The 18,594-nt window shown below is 45.6% G+C and carries 13 protein-coding genes; 9 read left to right on the top strand and 4 right to left on the bottom strand.

Annotated elements, in window-relative coordinates; translation table 11 throughout:
- Positions 1-97: 97 nt before the first annotated feature.
- Both dnaK and grpE read right to left on the bottom strand, forming a co-directional pair.
- Positions 98-2,212: a molecular chaperone DnaK gene (gene dnaK / locus QUA33_RS21860; RefSeq protein ID WP_333151108.1), complete on the bottom strand. Its 2,115-nt coding sequence runs from the start codon at positions 2,210-2,212 to the stop codon at positions 98-100.
- Between the two features lie 294 nt (positions 2,213-2,506).
- Positions 2,507-3,301, bottom strand: coding sequence for a nucleotide exchange factor GrpE (grpE, locus tag QUA33_RS21865; protein WP_333151110.1), 795 nt, complete (start codon positions 3,299-3,301; stop codon positions 2,507-2,509).
- Between the two features lie 1,287 nt (positions 3,302-4,588).
- Here grpE and QUA33_RS21870 point away from each other — a divergent pair.
- The 3 genes from QUA33_RS21870 to QUA33_RS21880 all read left to right on the top strand — a co-directional run bounded on the left by QUA33_RS21870 (position 4,589) and on the right by QUA33_RS21880 (position 8,994).
- Entirely contained in the window at positions 4,589-6,598 is a 2,010-nt protein-coding gene (locus tag QUA33_RS21870; RefSeq protein WP_333151112.1) for a GspE/PulE family protein, read from the top strand.
- Positions 6,599-6,673: 75 nt separating this feature from the next.
- Positions 6,674-7,771: a type IV pilus twitching motility protein PilT gene (locus tag QUA33_RS21875; RefSeq protein WP_333042216.1), complete on the top strand. Its 1,098-nt coding sequence runs from the start codon at positions 6,674-6,676 to the stop codon at positions 7,769-7,771.
- 95 nt (positions 7,772-7,866) lie between these two features.
- Entirely contained in the window at positions 7,867-8,994 is a 1,128-nt protein-coding gene (locus QUA33_RS21880; protein ID WP_333100185.1) for a type II secretion system F family protein, read from the top strand.
- A 706-nt stretch (positions 8,995-9,700) separates the two neighbouring features.
- On the opposite strand, the gene QUA33_RS21885 is transcribed toward QUA33_RS21880, so the two are convergent.
- Entirely contained in the window at positions 9,701-9,970 is a 270-nt protein-coding gene (locus QUA33_RS21885) for a hypothetical protein (RefSeq protein ID WP_333151113.1), read from the bottom strand.
- 59 nt (positions 9,971-10,029) lie between these two features.
- Between QUA33_RS21885 and QUA33_RS21890 the strand changes: the two genes are divergently transcribed.
- Together QUA33_RS21890 and QUA33_RS21895 are read left to right on the top strand one after the other, a co-directional pair.
- Positions 10,030-11,151 (top strand): glycosyltransferase family 4 protein, encoded by a 1,122-nt coding sequence (locus QUA33_RS21890; protein ID WP_333151115.1) that lies wholly within the window; start codon positions 10,030-10,032, stop codon positions 11,149-11,151.
- Between the two features lie 11 nt (positions 11,152-11,162).
- Positions 11,163-11,396, top strand: a complete 234-nt coding sequence (locus tag QUA33_RS21895) for a hypothetical protein (protein ID WP_333151117.1) — start codon at positions 11,163-11,165, stop codon at positions 11,394-11,396.
- Positions 11,397-11,519: 123 nt separating this feature from the next.
- Here the strand turns inward: QUA33_RS21895 and QUA33_RS21900 are convergent, their stop codons facing one another.
- Positions 11,520-12,455: an exopolyphosphatase gene (locus tag QUA33_RS21900; protein WP_333151119.1), complete on the bottom strand. Its 936-nt coding sequence runs from the start codon at positions 12,453-12,455 to the stop codon at positions 11,520-11,522.
- Positions 12,456-12,521: 66 nt separating this feature from the next.
- Here QUA33_RS21900 and bioF point away from each other — a divergent pair, with 66 nt between their 5' ends.
- The 4 genes from bioF to QUA33_RS21920 all read left to right on the top strand — a co-directional run bounded on the left by bioF (position 12,522) and on the right by QUA33_RS21920 (position 18,391).
- On the top strand, positions 12,522-13,694 hold the full coding sequence (gene bioF, locus QUA33_RS21905) for an 8-amino-7-oxononanoate synthase (RefSeq protein WP_333151121.1): 1,173 nt from the start codon (positions 12,522-12,524) through the stop codon (positions 13,692-13,694).
- 277 nt (positions 13,695-13,971) lie between these two features.
- Entirely contained in the window at positions 13,972-14,121 is a 150-nt protein-coding gene (gene pirA, locus QUA33_RS21910; RefSeq protein ID WP_172185012.1) for an arginine synthesis PII-interacting regulator PirA, read from the top strand.
- Positions 14,122-15,083: 962 nt separating this feature from the next.
- Positions 15,084-18,023 carry an ATP-binding protein gene (locus QUA33_RS21915; protein WP_333151123.1) on the top strand — a complete coding sequence of 980 codons (2,940 nt, stop codon included), beginning with the start codon at positions 15,084-15,086 and terminating at the stop codon, positions 18,021-18,023.
- A gap of 5 nt (positions 18,024-18,028) precedes the next feature.
- On the top strand, positions 18,029-18,391 hold the full coding sequence (locus QUA33_RS21920; protein ID WP_333151125.1) for a response regulator: 363 nt from the start codon (positions 18,029-18,031) through the stop codon (positions 18,389-18,391).
- Positions 18,392-18,594: the final 203 nt, after the last annotated feature.

An 18,594-nucleotide genomic window follows, 5' to 3' on the forward strand; every position in this document is an offset into this window, starting at 1 on the left:
TACGAAAAAGAAACGGGCGACCTTTCCTGAAATTACAGATTAAAAATCAAAAATTCTCATTGTTAATTTTTAACTTTTAATTTTTAGCTTTTCAGTTTTAAAGGAAAGGATTCATATCATCAACTTCTGGTTCGGGAACCTTCTGTTTTTGTTTTGACTGTGGATTTGACTGTGGATTTGGCTGTCGTTTTGACTGTCGTTCCGGCTTTGGTTCCGACTTTGATTCCGGCTTTGGCTCCGGCTTTGGTTCCGGCTTTGGTTCCGGCGGAGCTTGGGGCGCCACCAACAGCTCTTCTGTCAGCAAAATGCTGTCGTCGTCGGCTTTAACCTCTTCTGGTTCTGATTCTACTTCTGACCTCATCTCGCTTTCAACAACAGCTCCTGACGGGGCTACCCCGCTGCGGGCTTGGTCGTAGACTGCTGTCCCCAGCGAGTATAGCAGTTGCTTGAAAGATTCGATTGCGGGCGTGAGTTCCTCGACTGTGATGTCGGGGTTAGTCATCGCTGCCCGCAAGGCTGCTGCGGCTTTTTCCGCTTCTGCCTTAAGGTCGTCGCTCAGCAGTTGCGCGTTGGTTTTTAAAGTTACACCACAATTATAGACGAGGGAGTCAGCTTGATTTTTGAGTTCGACGAGTAGAGCGCGCTTGATGTCCTCGTCGGCGTAAAGTTCGGCTTCTTGTCGCATCCGCTCGACTTCGGTTTCGCTCAATCCCCCTGTATTGGAAATTTGGATGCTTTGTTCTTTTCCGGTTCCCTTGTCTTCAGCAGCCACTTTGAGAATCCCGTTGGCATCGATTTCAAAGGTGACTTCGATTTGAGGTACGCCGCGAGGAGCTGGGGGAATGCCTTTGAGCAGAAACTTGCCGAGACTTTTATTGTCTTTAACCAATGCCCGCTCGCCTTGGAGGACGTGAATTTCTACCGAGGTTTGCCCGTCTGCCGCCGTGCTGTACATTTGCGATCGGCTGGTGGGAATAGTTGTATTGCGCTCGATTACTTTGGTGAACACCCCGCCCAAGGTTTCGAGTCCCAGGGAGAGCGGCGTCACATCGAGCAGCAGCAAGTCTTTGACTTCACCACCCAACACCCCGGCTTGAATTGCCGCGCCTACCGCTACAGCTTCGTCGGGATTGACGGATTTATCAGGAGAAACGCCCCCAAAATACTTGCTAATTGCCTTTTGAACTGCCGGAATCCGGGTTGAGCCTCCGACTAAAATAATTCTGTCTATGTCTTTGGGGGTCAAACTTGCGTCTTTGAGGGCTTGAGTCACCGGATCGATCGTCGCTTGCACCAAATGAGCCACCAGTTTTTCAAACTGAGCTTTGGAGAGTTCCATTTCCAAATGCTTCGGCCCTTTTTCGTCCGAGGAGATGAATGGCAAATTGATTGAGGTGGATTCCCGGTTGGAGAGTTCGATTTTCGCTTTTTCCGCAGCTTCTCGGAGGCGCTGCAAGGCCATTTTGTCTTGTGAGAGGTCACTGCCTTCTTGAGTCCGGAAAGCTTCTACGAGCCACTGGACTATGCAGTCGTCAAAGTCATCTCCTCCGAGATGGTTGTTACCGGAGGTAGCGTTGACTTCAAAAATTCCGTCTCCCAGTTGCAGGATCGAAACGTCGAAAGTACCGCCACCCAGGTCAAAGACTAAGATTTTCTGTTCTATATTTTGCTTGTCCAGCCCGTAGGAAAGGGCTGCAGCCGTCGGTTCGTTGACGATCCGCAGGACTTCTAGGCCCGCGATCGTACCGGCGTCTTTAGTCGCTTGCCGTTGGGCGTCTGTGAAGTAGGCTGGCACTGTAATCACGGCTTGGGTAACAGGTTGTCCCAAATAAGCTTCAGCATCTTGCTTGAGCTTTTGGAGTACCATTGCCGAGATTTCTTGAGGAGTGTGAACCTTGTTCCGAATTTGGACGTTAACGGTATCATCTTTGCCTTTTATGCAGGTATAGGGAGTCCGCGCTCGTTCTTCTTCCGTGTCGTCCCACCGCCGTCCGATAAATCGTTTGATACTGTAGACAGTATTTACAGCATTAGTTACAGCTTGCCGCTTGGCTAGTTGACCTACTAAGCGATCGCCCGCCTTGCCGAATCCTACTATACTCGGAGTTGTCCGGCCGCCCTCGGAATTGGCGATCACGACGGGTTTACCGCCCTCTAACACAGCTACGCAACTGTTAGTTGTGCCTAAGTCAATTCCAATAATTTTTCCCATAGCGCCTCATAAAACTTTGTGGGATGTTTGGAAACCTCCAACTACAAGTTGGGGGAGGAAAAACGACTCAGCTTGTTCAAACAAGCATCACCCGATCCGATTTCTAGGAAATAAACTTGATGTCCTAAAGCAATATCAAAGACCGGTAAAAACATTTTTCAGAATTTTTGGAGAAAGCGCTGACCTGCTTTTAGTCATCTTTAAATTAAGAAGTTGGTGAGTCTGCCACCTGGGAGCCCCCGAATTCTATTCGGGGGTCAGTGACTTTGAGGAATGCAGTAGCTTGTATCCCGATTAACCTTCCGAACTATCGGGATTTTCATCTGAGGCTACCACAGATAGCCCAGCCGCTGCAACTTTCACTTTGGCGTGCCGCAAGACGCGATCGCCCAGAATGTAGCCGCGTTCTAGTTCTTGGATAATTGTTCCTTCCTCGTGTTCGTCAGTTGGCTCGCTCAGCAGAGCTTCGTGGAGGTTGGGATCAAACTGTTCACCTTCGGGGCGCATCGGAGAAACCCCGATTTGCTTGAGGCTATCTACCATTTGCTTGTAAACGCTTTGGTAGCTTTTGTGAATGTTCATTTCGCCGTCGGTTTGCGGCTTGATGTGCGATCGAGCGCGCTCGAAATTGTCGATTACCGGCAACAGGGGTTTGATCGTGAGACACCTTGTCTGTAAATCTAGCTCTTCCTTTTCCTTTTGGGTCCGCCTGCGAAAGTTTTCAAAATCTGCTGCTAAGCGGAGATTTTGATTTTTCAGTTCTTCTAGTTGAGCGGATGCGGCTTGCAACTGAGTTTTTAAAGCCTCTTTTTCCTCGGTTACCTGCGCCAGTTCATTCTTCCAAGGCTCGGCCGCGTCGGCAGTCGGACTGTTTGTTGAACTGCTGGTGACGGTAGGCCCCGATGCGTTTGCTGGGGTGCGATCGCCCTGAGCACTTTGATAAGCTCGAGCAAGTTCGAGCTCCCAATCCGCCGATTCGTTCGAGTTTTCTGGGGCCGCCGGATTTTCGCTTGCCATTGGCGCACCCTCTGGGGTGGCTTCCCCAGTTGAGTTAGGATCTTGATCTTGCTGTTTTTCCTCGTCAATCATAAAAGCTGCGCGACAGAACCCTATCAATTCTAGCAGATACAGTTAACCCGGTAAATCTAGAGGACTCGAATTGTCTGTGTATGGCACAATCTGAAAAGAGGCAAACTCGCCAGAGATCGAGACGTTGCTCAAAGCTTTTCATAAAATATTCAAAGACCCGTTTAGATATTTACGTATAATATGGTCGCAATGGGGGCAACCAAACCTTTGTTTGTTCCTCATTTTTAATTAACGCGATCCTTTACACAATTTTTATAAGTATATTTTGCTGTTAGCTATACTACAATATTGTCCCCTCGGCAACTTGATGTTTCAAGGCTTACTTAAAACGATAGTCACTTAAGGTTACTATCGGTGACGCTGTTTTTGTGGCAAGCTGCTGCTGGCATTTATTACTATTGTCTGAGTTTTTAATTTCGGGAGAAAAACGAATTGGTATTGAGTGACTAAGTAGCGATTTGTGTGCTTGTGTCACTGAGATACTATGTTGTTAATCTTGATACGAATTTGGTCTATTTTTTCCTATTTTAATAAAGCATAATTAGCTTTAAATGTCGAATTATTGGCAAGCAAATGAGAGAAATTAGCTGGTCTAACAGAGGTGATTATTTGTATATTAAACTGATATCTAATTGGTGGATTTTCAACATTCATGAGCCGTTAAGCTTACGTCACAAAGGTTCAGAGAACAAAGAAGAATTAAAGTAATATTTAATCCTCCAAAACTAGAGTAGCTCAAAATGGGCCCTGGGGACTGATGCAGCCGACGATCGGACACTGACCGATCGCAGATAATTAATCAAAATATATTTCACAAGGGCGATCGAGGCTTTCGTAAAAGCTATCATCACAGAACATAGGTCATCTTGAATTTAGTACAGCTAACCGCGCCACCACGGGCGCTGTAATTTGAGCAAACAATTTGGGAAAATAGAATCAGCCTGGGAAGGGGACACGCCCCGCCCCGCTTTTCTCTCCCGGTACGGGAAATCCCCAAGTGATGTGCCCTGACGCTATAACGAGAGTATCCCGCAAGTTAATCAGGTAAGTAAGCAACTTAGCACTCAACGAACAAGATTTGATTGCAAGCACCGGCAAATCCCTCCAACATCTCGTCAATTTGTGGACGAAGCTTAGAGGGGACTTCGAGCTTACACTTGAGAGATAGGGATTGAGCAAGAAAATGATAGCTGATCCACAAGCAAAGAATACGGGGGTTAAAACCCCGCCTTGGTTTTCCTCTCAGCACTCTTTGTGACTGAGTTTCCCACCTATTGAGTGTTTTTTATGACTAGCACATCCCCGCTGCGCTCCAACACATCCATAGTTTCTGTGAGCCAATTTCCTCCGGCTCTCACCAAGATGATTCTGTCGGGTTACGTCAACGGCGAGCAAGTGAAGCAAGCTCAAATTGAAAGCCAGAAGTCGGGCAAGCGTTTGACGGAGGTATTAGAAGCACTTACCGGGCAGCCGTTACCCCCAGAATTGCTACGACTTTACAAGAAGCAGCAGATGTTTGAACGGAAGATAGTCTACGGGGTTGAAGCATTTGACCCGGAGATGAGCCAAATGTCTAACGAGCAACTCGGAGTTATGCTCGACGCGTTGAAGATTTCGATCGACATTTGTCACCAAGGTCGGTTTTTACCCGTAGCTAAGACTGAAACTGAGCCGGCGGCGGTTTTAGTGGCAATGGTAGATCCCGACAACCTCAACGCTATAGAAGATTTGCGGCGGATTTTACAGCCTCACGGCTTGGCTTTGCAGCGACGGGTGATTACGCCAGACGACTATCAGGACATAACTTCTGCCTATCAAGACGAACAAGTTAAGAGGGAAGCTAAAAAAGCTGAAATCGAAAAGCAGAGAAAGATGGATTTAGGGGAGGGAGATTTTGGCGAGCTCTCACTAGAAGAGGAGAGTAGCGACCAAGAAGACCTCGCTAACACATTGGACGATGCTGAGGCGGCTCCCGTAATTAAGGCGGTCAACGTCATTTTGGCTAAAGCTTTGTCGGAAAAGGTGTCTGACATCCACGTAGAACCTCAAGAAGAATTCATGCGGATACGGATGCGGAAAGACGGGGTGCTGCAAGAGTATTTCCGGTTTCCCAAGCAGGTAGTCGCATCGATTACGGCTCGTTTCAAGATTATTGCCAACCTGGATATTGCCGAACGCCGACAAGCTCAAGACGGCCGCATCCGGCGGGTGTTTGAGGGACGCACGGTGGATTTCCGGGTGAATAGCTTGCCTTCGCGGTACGGCGAAAAAATCGTGCTGCGGATTTTGGACAGTTCCAGCACTCAGTTGGGTTTGGGTTTGTTAATCTCCGACGAAGAAACTCTGGCTTTAGTGCGAGAAAGTGCTAGCCGTCCGTTCGGATTGATTTTGGTGACGGGGCCGACGGGTTCGGGCAAGTCCACTACTCTCTACTCGATTCTGGCGGAACGGAACGATCCGGGGGTTAATATCAGTACGGCGGAAGACCCGATCGAATATGCTTTGCCAGGAATTACCCAATGTCAAGTAATTCGGGAAAAAGACTTGACTTTTTCCAACATTCTGCGGGCATTTTTGCGGCAAGACCCTGACGTGATGCTGGTGGGGGAAACGCGGGACAAGGAAACGGCCAAAACTGCTCTGGAAGCTGCTTTGACGGGACACTTGGTGCTGACGACGCTGCACACGAACGACGCAGCCGGGGCGGTCGCGCGTTTGGCAGAAATGGGCGTAGAACCGTTCATGGTTTCGGCCGCTCTGTTGGGCGTGTTGGCTCAGCGTTTGATGCGGCGCGTTTGCGACAAATGCTGCATTCCTTACCAGCCTACTGCCGCAGAACTCGGCAAGTATGGTCTGTCGGCTTCTCAAGAAATTGATCTAACTGTTTACAAAGCCAACACTGTACCGGTAGAGGAAAGGAAGGAACTAGCAGAAAGCGAGCAACTTTGTCGGAAGTGCGGCGGCCTAGGCTACAAAGGACGGGTAGGGGTTTACGAGTTCCTGAAAAATACTGAGCGGCTTCAAACTCTGATCACTCAAGGAGCTCCCACAGAGCAAATTAAGGAAGCAGCAGTAGAAGAAGGGATGAAAACCTTGTTGGCTTATAGCTTGCAGTTGGTGCGGGAAGGCGCGACTACTTTTGAAGAAGTCGAGCGGGTGACGTTTACTGACTCTGGCCTGGAGGCTGAAATGAAAGCCAAACGAAAGCAGGGACTTACCTGCAAAACTTGTCAGGCGGAATTGAAGCCGGAGATGCTGGATTGTCCCTACTGCTTGACACCGCGCTTTTTGGATTGATTCGGCAGTTAACTGTTGACTGTTAACTGAGCTAGATTGGTCAATAACTATCAATTCGATCGAGGAGAGGTATCTATGGGTCTGATGATTGAAGACGTACTGGAGTCCCTGGTAGAGCAAGGGGGTTCGGACATACACATCCAAGCGGGGGCGCCTATATTCTTCCGAGTCAGCGGGAAACTAACTCCTCAGACGCAATACGGCGACATTCTGTCTGCTGAGGAAGTGCAGATCCTGATTTTCCAAATGCTCAACAATATGCAGCGCAAGCAGTTGGAAATGGAGTGGGAACTCGACTGCGCTTACGGCGTTCGGGGATTGGCTCGGTTCCGCGTTAATGTCTATCGGGAGCGAGGTGCTTGGGCTGCTTGTATGCGGGCTCTGGCTTCTAAGATTCCTAATGCAGATGCTTTAGGCGTGCCGCAGATTTTGCGGGATCTGACGGAAAGACCCAGGGGTATGCTGTTGGTGACGGGACAAACGGGTTCTGGGAAAACTACTACGATGGCGGCTTTGTTGGATCTGATCAACCGGACGCGGGCGGAACATATTCTAACAGTTGAAGACCCGATCGAATACGTGTTTCCTAATATCAAGAGTTTGTTTCACCAGCGCCAAAAGGGCGAAGATACTAAGAGCTTTGCTAATGCGCTCAGAGCAGCTTTGCGCGAAGATCCTGATGTAATTCTGGTGGGGGAAATGCGGGACTTGGAAACAATCGGTTTGGCAATTTCGGCTGCAGAAACGGGTCACATGGTGATGGGAACGCTGCACACTAATTCGGCGGGTGCAACGATCGATCGGATTTTGGACGTGTTCCCGCCAATTCAACAACCCCAGGTTCGCGCCCAGGTGTCTAACTCTTTGGTGGGAATTTGCAGCCAAAATTTGGTAGTGAAAGTTGGGGGCGGCCGCTGCTGCGCTATGGAAATCATGGTGAATACTCCAGCTATGGCTAACTTGATCCGGGAGGGCAAAACTCCAATGATTTACTCCCAAATCCAAATGGGGGCGAAATTGGGGATGAGGACGATGGAAATGGCCCTCGCTGAACTTTACAAGAGCGGTAAAGTCACTTGGGAAGCGGCAATGGGCAAGGCTTCTAAGGCTGACGAACTCGAACGCTTGATCGGCCCGGCACCTGTTGGTGGCGCCCCGGTAAAAGCTCATTAATTCCGTCAGCAGTCATTAGTCTGGAGTCCGTAGAAAGAACGGATGACTGAATGACTGATGAGTCATAACTTTTAATAAATTTTCAGAGGTGAGCTGTGGCTACCAACGTTATCCGCGAAAAACCGAAAGGTGGCTTTGATTTCAGTAAGATTCAGGAGCAAATTGAGTATAACCTTACCAGTCTTACTGTGAAGGATATGGCTATTTTTGCTCGTCAGTTTGCGGCTATGTTTAATGCAGGGGTGGCGATCGTGAGATGCCTTTCCGTGCTGCACGAGCAGTGTTCTAATGCTAAGCTGAAGCGAGCGCTCAGGAGCATGAATGCTGACGTGCAGGAGGGGATAAACTTGGCAGAGGCGATGGCTAAGTTTCCTGATGTTTTTGACCAACTGTTTATCAGTATGGTGGCGGCGGGAGAAGTCGGGGGGGTGCTCGATGAAACCCTAGACCGTCTGGCGGTGATGATGGAAAAAAATCACAAGACGGAGGCTGAAATTAATTCGGCGATGTCTTATCCGAAGACTGTGTTCTTTATTGCGATCGTGATTTTCTTCGCAATGACCATATTCTTGCTACCAACTTTCGCTAAGATTTTTAAGGATATTGGTGCAGATTTGCCAACTTTTACGCTGATCATGTTGGGAATTAGTGCATTTTGTACCGCTTGGCCTCCGATCCAACAGGTGACAGTTATTGGGGTAATTATAGCGCTCAAAATTGCATTTGATATGTACTATAAAACTCCAATGGGTCACTTACAAATTGATAGAATTGCGATGAAGTTGCCGATTTTTGGAGATTTGATCGAAAAATCTGCTGTGGCTCGGTTTTGCGTGATATTTGGGTCGCTGACGCGATCGGGCGTGCCGATTCTCAATTCTTTGGAAATTGTGCGAGATGTGGCTGGAAATCAAGCGATCTCTAATGCGATAGAATATGCCCGGCAGGAAATTCAAAGCGGCGGCATGATCAGTATTGCTTTGCAAGAACAGCAAGTTTTCCCGTCTTTGGCTATTCAAATGATGGCAATTGGCGAGGAAACTGGGGAACTTGACAAGATGCTGATGAAAGTTGGTGCTTTCTACGAAACGGAAGTGGAAGAAGCAGTAAAAGGACTTACCAGTATGCTAGAACCTCTGATGATTGTTGTCGTCGGTGGTATCGTAGGTTCGATTTTGCTGTCGATGTATCTGCCCATGTTCGCAGTGTTCCAAAAGCTGTAAAAAAGGGGTAATTAGTTATTAGTTATTAGTTAGTAGCAATTAACGCATGACCAATGACTATTCCAATCGTTCCCAGGCTCTGCCTGGGAATGCCTTTGGAGGAGGCACATCCTCGATTAAAAGGAGAAAACAATTGGGAGGCAGAGCCTTCAAATCTTCATTACCAGGGTCTTCCCATTGGTGAAAACTTACGAAAATTTCACCAATGTTATAGTACGATAGGCAGACAGATTTAACTGCTGCCTAATCCTGGCTTTACGCTCCAGGGTAAACCCATATTAATTTGAACCCAAAATATGGTACAGTTAAATCCGAATAAATTTCAATCTAGTTATTCTAGTTTATGAGTGCTATCAATCGCAAAAGGTTTTACTTAAACTTTAAATCACTAACCACAACAAACAGATTCATTGCCTTATGTGAATATCTTAAATGCCAGTTTTTTATAAAATTTTGCCAATTTGAACGACCCCAGAAAAGAAAGAATAAAAAAATACTCAGAGATCTTACAGGGTAATCATATCTTAATTAAGGTATCATGGTGAGGTAAATTTTTTAAACATTTGACAGTATCATTCAAGCGCAGCTCGTAAACTAAGGAATGAAAATTGAGTGTGATGCTGATAGCCACCTAAGCACGATCGTTGGGGTTCCACCTAGTTGATTTATCTCCATCACGTGCTCTTGCCTAGGGCGCGTTTTCAAACTATAACCACAACAGAATGCAGGCGATCGTAATCATGGCTGTATAATTGGCAGCCAGCTTATCATATCGAATAGCGATCGGACTCCCTTGGTTGAGTAGGTTGATAGGACGTTCAACAATGTTCCGTTGCCGGTAGATTTCACGGCCGCCTTTTTCCATCTGCCTGAGTGAGGAATACCTGCCGGGAGTCCATTCCCAGTTTAACTGCTTGTTGGTCGCGGCTCGCGTCTCCGCTGCAGCCCTGCCTCTGGCGGGTGCATTTTCTGTCATTTGTCAAGTACAATTTATACCAAATTAGATGCGATTACCCTGACTAATAACCAATAAATATGGTTCACTTTAACGTTGGTTTTCAACACTTTAACTCCTTCGCTGATATTACGCTATCCCTGGCGAAAACCTTACACCAAATGGGAATTCCTATTTCGGTCGAACCTTCAACAATAGCATCTCATCTCAGCCGCAATTTGACAGCAGAAGAAAACGACCTGCTAGCGAAGTGGATGAATACTGCACCCTCAGATTTATTTCAGATCAAATGGTCTCATTATTGGAAACCTTATTTTTTAAAAGAACTCAACGGACATCTCAACTTAGAACTTTTTGCTATCAATTACGAATTCGCCCAAAACCATGATGATTATGATTACTGGATTTACGATGCTGTTAACACTTCATCCCACAAACTAGCCGTCAGCCAATACTCTAAAAACGTTTTAATAAAAGCGGGATGTCCGGCGGCCAACGTCTCAGTCATGCCTCTAGGTTTCAATCCTTTAATCTCGCAAATCTATTTTTCCAGATCCCCAAAACAACCAAAAGATGTAAAACACATTCTACACATGACCAATTCTTTTGATATGTATAGATTTGGCACGGATCTGGCCATTCAAGCTTTTTGGGAAGAGTTTAAAGATGATTCTAACGTAGAGTTGATTATCAAAGATGGTGGCAAACATCCAGATGTTATAATGGAGCATCTCGCAAATATCGAAAAACAATTCGGCAAGTTCAAGTCAAGAATTCGGATAATCCCTAAATTTTGTAATAAAGCAGAACTAGCTGATTTATACTTGTCAGCCGATGCTTTTTTAGCTCCCTTTCGCGGCGAGGGTTTTGCAATTAAAATTTTGGATGCCTTTGCAGCAGGTTTGCCCGTCGCTATGACTATGTACGGTGGTCCGACCGAGTACGCCAATGCTGATAACTGCTATCCCATTGCTTACGATCTAATTCCCGTCGGAAAGTGTTACGATACTCAGTATCTAACAATCAGAAATGATCCTCATTGGGCAGAACCCAATGTTCAGTCTGTTCGCGAACAGTTGCGAAAAATTGTGGAAGATCCGATGCGTTTTCAGGTAGCTCACAAAGCTAAAGAGACGGCGGATTTATTTAATTGGGAAGCTGCCGCTCAAAAATTGTTAAGATTAATGCGAAAGTTGTTTTAGGAGCAGAAATTATGGGACTCGAACGCAAAATGTTTAGGGGAATGTTTTCGCCCGGGGAGGTTGTACGATTGAAACAGCCTTGTTTTACTCCCGGGCGATTGTTTGAGCCAGGAAAATATAAAGCTGATGAGTTGCCGGATATCGCTTTTGATATGGGTTTGGTAGACCATTTGCCACGAGTCAAAGGCAACAGTTCAGAAAATCTCAATGTTCAAAACCCACCAGCTCAAAACCTTGAGGAATAAGCTCCCGTTTGTAGTAAGGACTTCAGTCCCGAAAAATCTCCTTTGTAGTAAGGACTTTAGTGCTGAAAATTAAAATAAATAATTAAAGACTCAAGTCCTGACTGCAAAAAAGATAAAGCCAATTTAACCATTTTCTTTTATCTGGGCAATTAACTCTTTCAAAACTTGACTAGCTTTGTCATTCTCAATCTGACAAGTTCCGGCATTCTGGTGCCCACCGCCGCCATATCTTAACATTAGCTCCCCAATATTAGTTTGAGAAGTTTTGTTAAAGATTGACTTGCCAACTGCGAGAACAGTATTTTGTTGTTTCAGTCCACAAAGTACGTGAATCGATATATTGCACTGAGGAAACAAAGCATAAATTACAAAACGATTTCCCGCATAAATCACCTCTTCGTTACGCAAATCCAAAACAACTAAATTATTATAAACTGTGGCGCATCGCTGTATTTGCTCTTTAAATTTTTCTTCTTGCTCGAAGTAGAGGTCTACTCTTTCTTTTACATCAGGAAGCTGCAAAATTTCATCGATGGTATGATTTTTGCAGTAATCGATTAACTGCATCATTAATTGATAATTGGAGACTGTAAATTCTTTAAACCTTCCTAAGCCTGTTCGGGCGTCCATTATGAAGTTTAACAATACCCATTCTTGCGGATGCAGAACCTCTTCTTGGGAAAATTGAGCGGAATCTGATTTGTCAACTGCCGCCATCATCGCCTCAGAAATATCAGGAAACTTTGCTTGACCTCCATAATATTTGTACAGTACCCTAGCTGCAGAAGCTGCATAGGGATCGATGATGTGGTTGATTTTGATTTTCTCGTGTCTGAGAGTTTCGCTGAAGTGGTGATCGAAAGCTAGATGAACTCCCTCAACATAGGGTAAATTGGTGCTAATATCGTTATTTGTTATTTCGATTTTCCCATCCTGCATATCTTTAGGATGCACGAATTTAATCTCGTCGATCATATCGAGTTCTTTGAGCAAAACGGCACAGACAAGACCGTCAAAATCGCTGCGGGTGACTAATCTGTATTTTTTAGTGAGTGGCATATGCTTATGTGATGCGGAGGAACTGATCACCAGCTAATATAACGTATTACCCGATCGCTTTCCAATATGAACGCAGACCCTTACGCTTGGATAGAGAAGGCCCTGGACACAGTTCGCCGTGCCGATTGGTATCGATCGCCCCAATCGCTCGAAAGTTCCCCCGGGCCTGTGGTAAAATTGGCAAGCCGTCGGCTGATTAACTTTGCCAGCAACGATTATCTCGGACTTGCCGGCGATGACAGGTTAATTCAAGCAGCTATTGCTGCAACTAAGGAATTTGGTACGGGTGCAACGGGTTCGAGGTTGCTAAGCGGACACCGCGATTTGCACCGACAGCTAGAACAAGCTATTGCTAATTTAAAACAAACTGAAGATGCTTTAGTATTCAGTTCGGGATATTTGGCGAATCTAGGGGCGATCGCATCCGCTGTCGGCAAGCGCGATTTGATATTATCTGACAAGTACAACCATTCGAGCCTGAAAAACGGCGCCGCACTCAGCGGTGCCACTTCCCTAGAGTACAATCACTGCAATCTTGAGGATTTAAAGGCCAAGCTAGAGCAAAATCGCGCCAGATACCGCAAGTGTTTAATTATTACCGATAGCGTCTTTAGCATGGATGGGGACTTGTGTCCGCTACCACAGTTGTTGGCTGTGGCCGAAACCTTTAACTGCATGGTATTAGTAGATGAAGCTCACGCTACAGGAGTTTTCGGTGCTAGCGGTGCCGGTTGTGTAGAACATTTCGGGTGTACGGGAACACCACTGATTCAAGTGGGGACACTCAGCAAAGCTTTGGGGAGTTTAGGTGGTTACGTTGCGGGATCTGCTGCTTTAATTGATTTTCTGCGTAATCGAGCTGCGAGTTGGATTTATACTACCGCATTGACGCCTGCTGACACGGCGGCTGCTTTGGAAGCTGTGAGGATTGTACAGCAAGAACCAGAACGCCGAGTTCGGTTGCGACAAAATATCGAAACTTTCAAATATTGCGCGATTACCAATCACCAATTACCAATTAGCAATTCCCTCTCCCCAATTTTCAATCTTCCGTTAAAAAATGCAGCCTCCGCTTTAACAGTCGGCAGCAAACTCAAGGAGATGGGTATTTTTGCTCCGGCGATTCGGCCTCCGACTGTAAGTGTCAGTCAAATTCGGATTTCGCTGATGGCAACTCACGAACTCGCACACCTTCAGCAGTTGGTAGAGGCGCTGAAGCAAGTTATGAGTTTTGAGTAAATGTTGAGTACGTCATAAGTACCTTACCCTTTGAGTAAATGTTGTCAGATGGGGAGAATTTCTACTTCTGCCTTCTGCCTTCTGCCTTCTGCTGCTCTAGTGTTCTGCCTTTTTTTATTGTCAAGATATCGCTATTGACTTATGACCAATCTTATACAGGAGTTTGGTCGATCGGTCAACAACTGTAAATTTTTTGTAAATTTAGATACTTTTTGGAATTTAGCGCTATATTAGAGAAGTAGCAAGTACACCAAATTTAATATAAGGAACGTCCACCATGAACACAAATCGTCAAAACGTAAAAAAAGTAGCAGAAACCCACCGTGCTAACATTCACAAGCAACTGATGCACCGCATAGAAGTAGCGAGATCCAGTGGGAATCAAGATTTGGTTCGGGTGCTTGAAGAAGAAATGAGACAGCTTTAAAGAAGCTGCAACTAGAATTTGCCCGTAGTTTGGTTTAGAGGGTTGTCCGAGAAATGTAGAATTCCGGCAACCGCTACCTGTTTAGTTTTGACTCCTCTCTTAGTTGGTAGGAAAAACCCCGATTTCTTGAAGAAACCGGGGTTTTTTATTGAGAAGGAAGACAAAAGAAGCAAGAGGGAACATTCCTGGACGCCCAAACTTGATTTGTAGCGTGCGCCTCGGTATACAGAGACTCTACAAATAGCGCAGTGAACCATTTTTTGCGTTAGTTATTAAGTCAGAAGGAAGAGGGAAGAAAAGAGAACAGGAGTTATACTGCATTCCTTCTACGTTTATCTGTAGTAAACTGCGCCGAGGCGCACCCTACTAATAACTACAGGACTTACGCCACTGGCACATGGTGAGGGCGCGATCGCACCCATCACTTTAACCAGTCCGGATCGATCGCAAGTTGACAGTCGCGACTAACGACCAAACTCAATAAGCGCACGAATGACGTACACTCATGTGTGTGCTGTGCGTTAGAAAATTGAGCAATTTCCTAGGGAACTCAAGCAATTAACCGGGAGAGAATCTTGCCAGTCCCTTCAAGCTATAATTCAAACAAATCATATTGCTTGCCATGAACTTGTGTGGGGTGCTCAAAAGTTGAGCCGATAAAAATGGTAAAACAATAGATCGAATTAAACACGGGCTGCTATTAAGTTATTTAATTCAGCAACTAAAACTTCCCCTGCGATGTTTATTGTCTAATTTTTTGATGCTGGTACACCGAGCTGTGACAGTTGCGTAAGTCCTGGTAATATTGAAGACGGATTGAGATAGATTTTAATGGTTGACTGAAAAAAGCAGCTTTCCCAAAATTTAAGACTAGCAAAAATGCTTAACGGAAAAAGTTAAAAGCTATAAAGCTGAACATCAGGGTTGCGACAGCAAAATCCCCAACATAATAGGTAAAACTGATGGCGACAGACATCCGACACCAGCCGGAAAACGGCTACCACTCAGAACCAGCTCAGCCTTCCCCACGAGAAAATCTCAATAGGCGATCGCTCATGCGCCTACCCCGAAGCCTGAGTGCCATCGAAACATCGGGCTTTGGCCTCACAGGTCACGCCAATTGGTTTACCATCGCCACAGCGATCCAAGCAGCGATCGGGCCTAGCGCCATCTTCGTCTGGTTGCCCGGTATCCTCATGGGCATGATGCTCAATCTACAGGTAAAACGCATCGGCGAGTATTTCCCAGATATGGCTGGGGGAACGCCCAACTATACCGCCCGAATGCTGAAAAATTATCCGGGTCTGGGAAGTTATGCAGCGATCGGCTACTTTTTAAGCTGGGTATCAACACTGCCAATTTCTGCGATCGTACTGACGCAGCTCATCAAAGTCAACCTCAATAGTTTAGGTTTTAGCTGTCCTGAAACTTTACTAAATATTACCTTCACGCTCCTACCCTTCATTTTGACATTCAGCGGTACTCGCGCCTTAAGTATTCTGCACGCCTTTTTCGTGTTACCGACAGTCGGCGTACTATCCGTTTTTTCCATTCAGGGTCTATTCTGGTTAGCTTTTTCGTCAAACAGTCCTGGCTTTTTCCCCACCATTTGGCCGGAATTCACCTTTATTGACTGGGCTAAATGGTTTTACTTTGCTACCTACATCTTCTACTGCTGTGACTCCGCCGCCAGTTTCGTAGCGGATAGCCGCAACCCTACTAAAACCTTGCAGTTTCTCAAAATTTCCGCACTGGGGATGCTGCCTGTGATTTTAGGAGGTTCCTGGGTACTGATGCGCTTGGCCACCGCTCCTGGCCTGAAAGATGACGTATTCTTGAATGTATTAGCTGCCTGTCAGGTATTATGGGGGCCCTGGGTTCCCACCCTCGTGACCTTTCTGGTCGTCGCAAGCTGTCTTTTGAGTTGCGCGACTATTGTTTCCAACTGCCCCCGGATGCTATACCAACTTGCCGTAGATGGGCATATTTCGCCAACATTCGCAGTTGTATCCCGACGGGGTGTATTTGGATTTGGGCTGGTCTTTGTTTTGGTTCTCAGTCTAATCTGTCTAGCTTGGGGAAATGTGCCTCGGCTGGTGGCGATTACTAATGTTGGCTTGGTTGTCTGCCTGATGATGTTCCATCTCTCACTATGGCTGTGGCGGGATCAGCCAGAAATTCGGTGGCCTTGGTGGTCGCTGGGCTTTTTCGTCGTAGATGCGGTGGTTCTGGTCGTCGGAGGCTTGGCTTGGGGTTGGCAAGACTTTATCATTGGGTTGTTTTTTCCCCTTGGCGTTTTAGCAGTGGAGGCAGGGATAAGTCGCATTGCTTTTGCCCCTTTCCATCCCTCGTGGTGGATTCGGCGTTACCGCAACAGCAGCCAGGGCAAAATCCCAGATTTTGTAGCGTCTCAGGTTGTAGTTTTAATCTTACTGATCGTCAGTGCCCTTGCTGTCGGCTGGATTTTTGGCTTCAAATTATATGCTAACTCTAGTGTTGGATTGAATTTATTCGTAGTGCTACTGGTGACAGTTGCTTTTATTGGGGTGGCAGTTGCCTGTTGGACGAGCTTACCCCAGGTCGTCTCAATGGAAGAGGCACGAGAGGGAGCAGAACAGCTTTTTACCATAGCCCTAGATGGTATTGTAGTGCTGGATGAAAATGGTGTCATTCGTCAGACTAATCCCGCTGCTGAAAGCGTCTTTGGAATAGATACTACTAGGCTAATTGGGTCTTACCTGAACAAATTACTGCCCGGATTAGGGGATCAGCCAGAGCAGTGGCTCAGTCGCAGCGAACAAACTCTCAAGCTGCCCGATGGAGACTCGCGCATCCTGGAAGTTGCCATCTCCGACCGATTTTCTCAAGATGCTTCCCTTTCCAATCAGGATCTGCAAGAATATGTGGCGATCGTCCGCGATATCACCGATCGCAAGCAAGCCCAAGAAGCTCTGCAAAAAGCTAATGAAGAACTAGAAATCAAAGTCGAGGAGCGTACATCTGAACTCCGCTATACTGTAGAACAATTGCAGAACGAGATTGAAGAGCGCCAGCAGATTGAAGCAAATCTTAGAGCTATGCAAAATCAGATTGTTGTCCAAGAAAAACTAGCTTCTTTGGGCAGTTTAACAGCAGGCATTGCCCACGAAATCAGAAACCCCTTAAACTTTGTCAACAACTTCTCAGAACTTTCTGCGGAATTAACCGAAGAACTGTTTGAAAAAATTGAAAATCAAGCAGAACGTTTAGATCCTGAAACCAGTGAGGATATTGCCGAGCTATTAACCGACCTCACAGCTAATCTTAAAAAAATCAATCAACACGGTCAAAGAGCAGACAAAATCGTTGGCAATATGCTTTTGCATTCGAGGGGACAAAGCGGTCACTGGGAAGCTACAGATATAAATAGTTTATTAGCCGAATATATCAATCTAGCCTATCACGGGATGCGAGCGAAGGAAGCTGCTTTTAACATTACCATAGAAACCGACTATGACAATGACATTGGCGAAGTAGAGGTCGTGCCACAAGACATCGGCAGGGTTTTTCTTAACATTATTAGCAATGCTTGCTATGCAGCCTATAAAAAGAAACAAGAAATCGGAGAAGACTTTTCACCGCTGCTTGACGTCAGAACTCGAAATCTTGTTGACGCGATTGAAATCCGCATTCGCGATAATGGCTCAGGTATAAAACCAGAGATACTCGATAAAATTTTTAATCCCTTTTTTACTACAAAGCCACCAGCCGAAGGTACTGGTCTAGGTCTTTCTATCAGTCAGGATGTTATCGTCCAGCAACATCGAGGAGAACTAAAAGTCGAAACAGAAGTAGGAAAATACACAGAGTTTATAATCACATTGCAAAAAAAAGTAGCAGAAATTAAGGATTTCAAAAAATGAAAGTAATGGTTGTAGACGACGAGGAAGATATTCAGTCACTGTTCAAGCAGAAATTTAGGAAAGAAATCAAAGCAGGAAAAATTCAATTTCATTTTTGCCTGTCAGCCGAGGCAGCTTTGAAATACTTAGAGAACCAGGATGAAGCGTCTATCGTATTGATTTTATCGGATATTAATATGCCAGGAATGAATGGGCTCGAACTGCTAAGGATTCTCAAAGAAAAGTTTCCCGATTTAAAAGTTTTTATGATTACGGCTTATGGAGATGAGAAAAATTACCAAACCGCAATGGCTTATGGAGCTGATGACTATATTACTAAGCCTGTTAATTTTGATACACTAAAAAATAAAATACTCAATCTGGAGTAAATTGAAAATAAAAAATATTGAGTAATGGGTAATGGGTAATTGAAAGCAGCACCTTAGTCGAGTTAAAATTGCTCAATTGCATTTTCCTTCTGTCCTTCTGGAGCGCTAATTTTTTGTGATTTTTAACTGTAGTTTAGACTAAAAAATGAGTTCAGCTAAAAGTAGCCACCTTTGAATCTCAGGCAAGCTGTTACTCAAAAACT

The organism is Microcoleus sp. Pol14D4, assembly GCF_036701245.1.
GTDB lineage: Bacteria > Cyanobacteriota > Cyanobacteriia > Cyanobacteriales > Microcoleaceae > Microcoleus.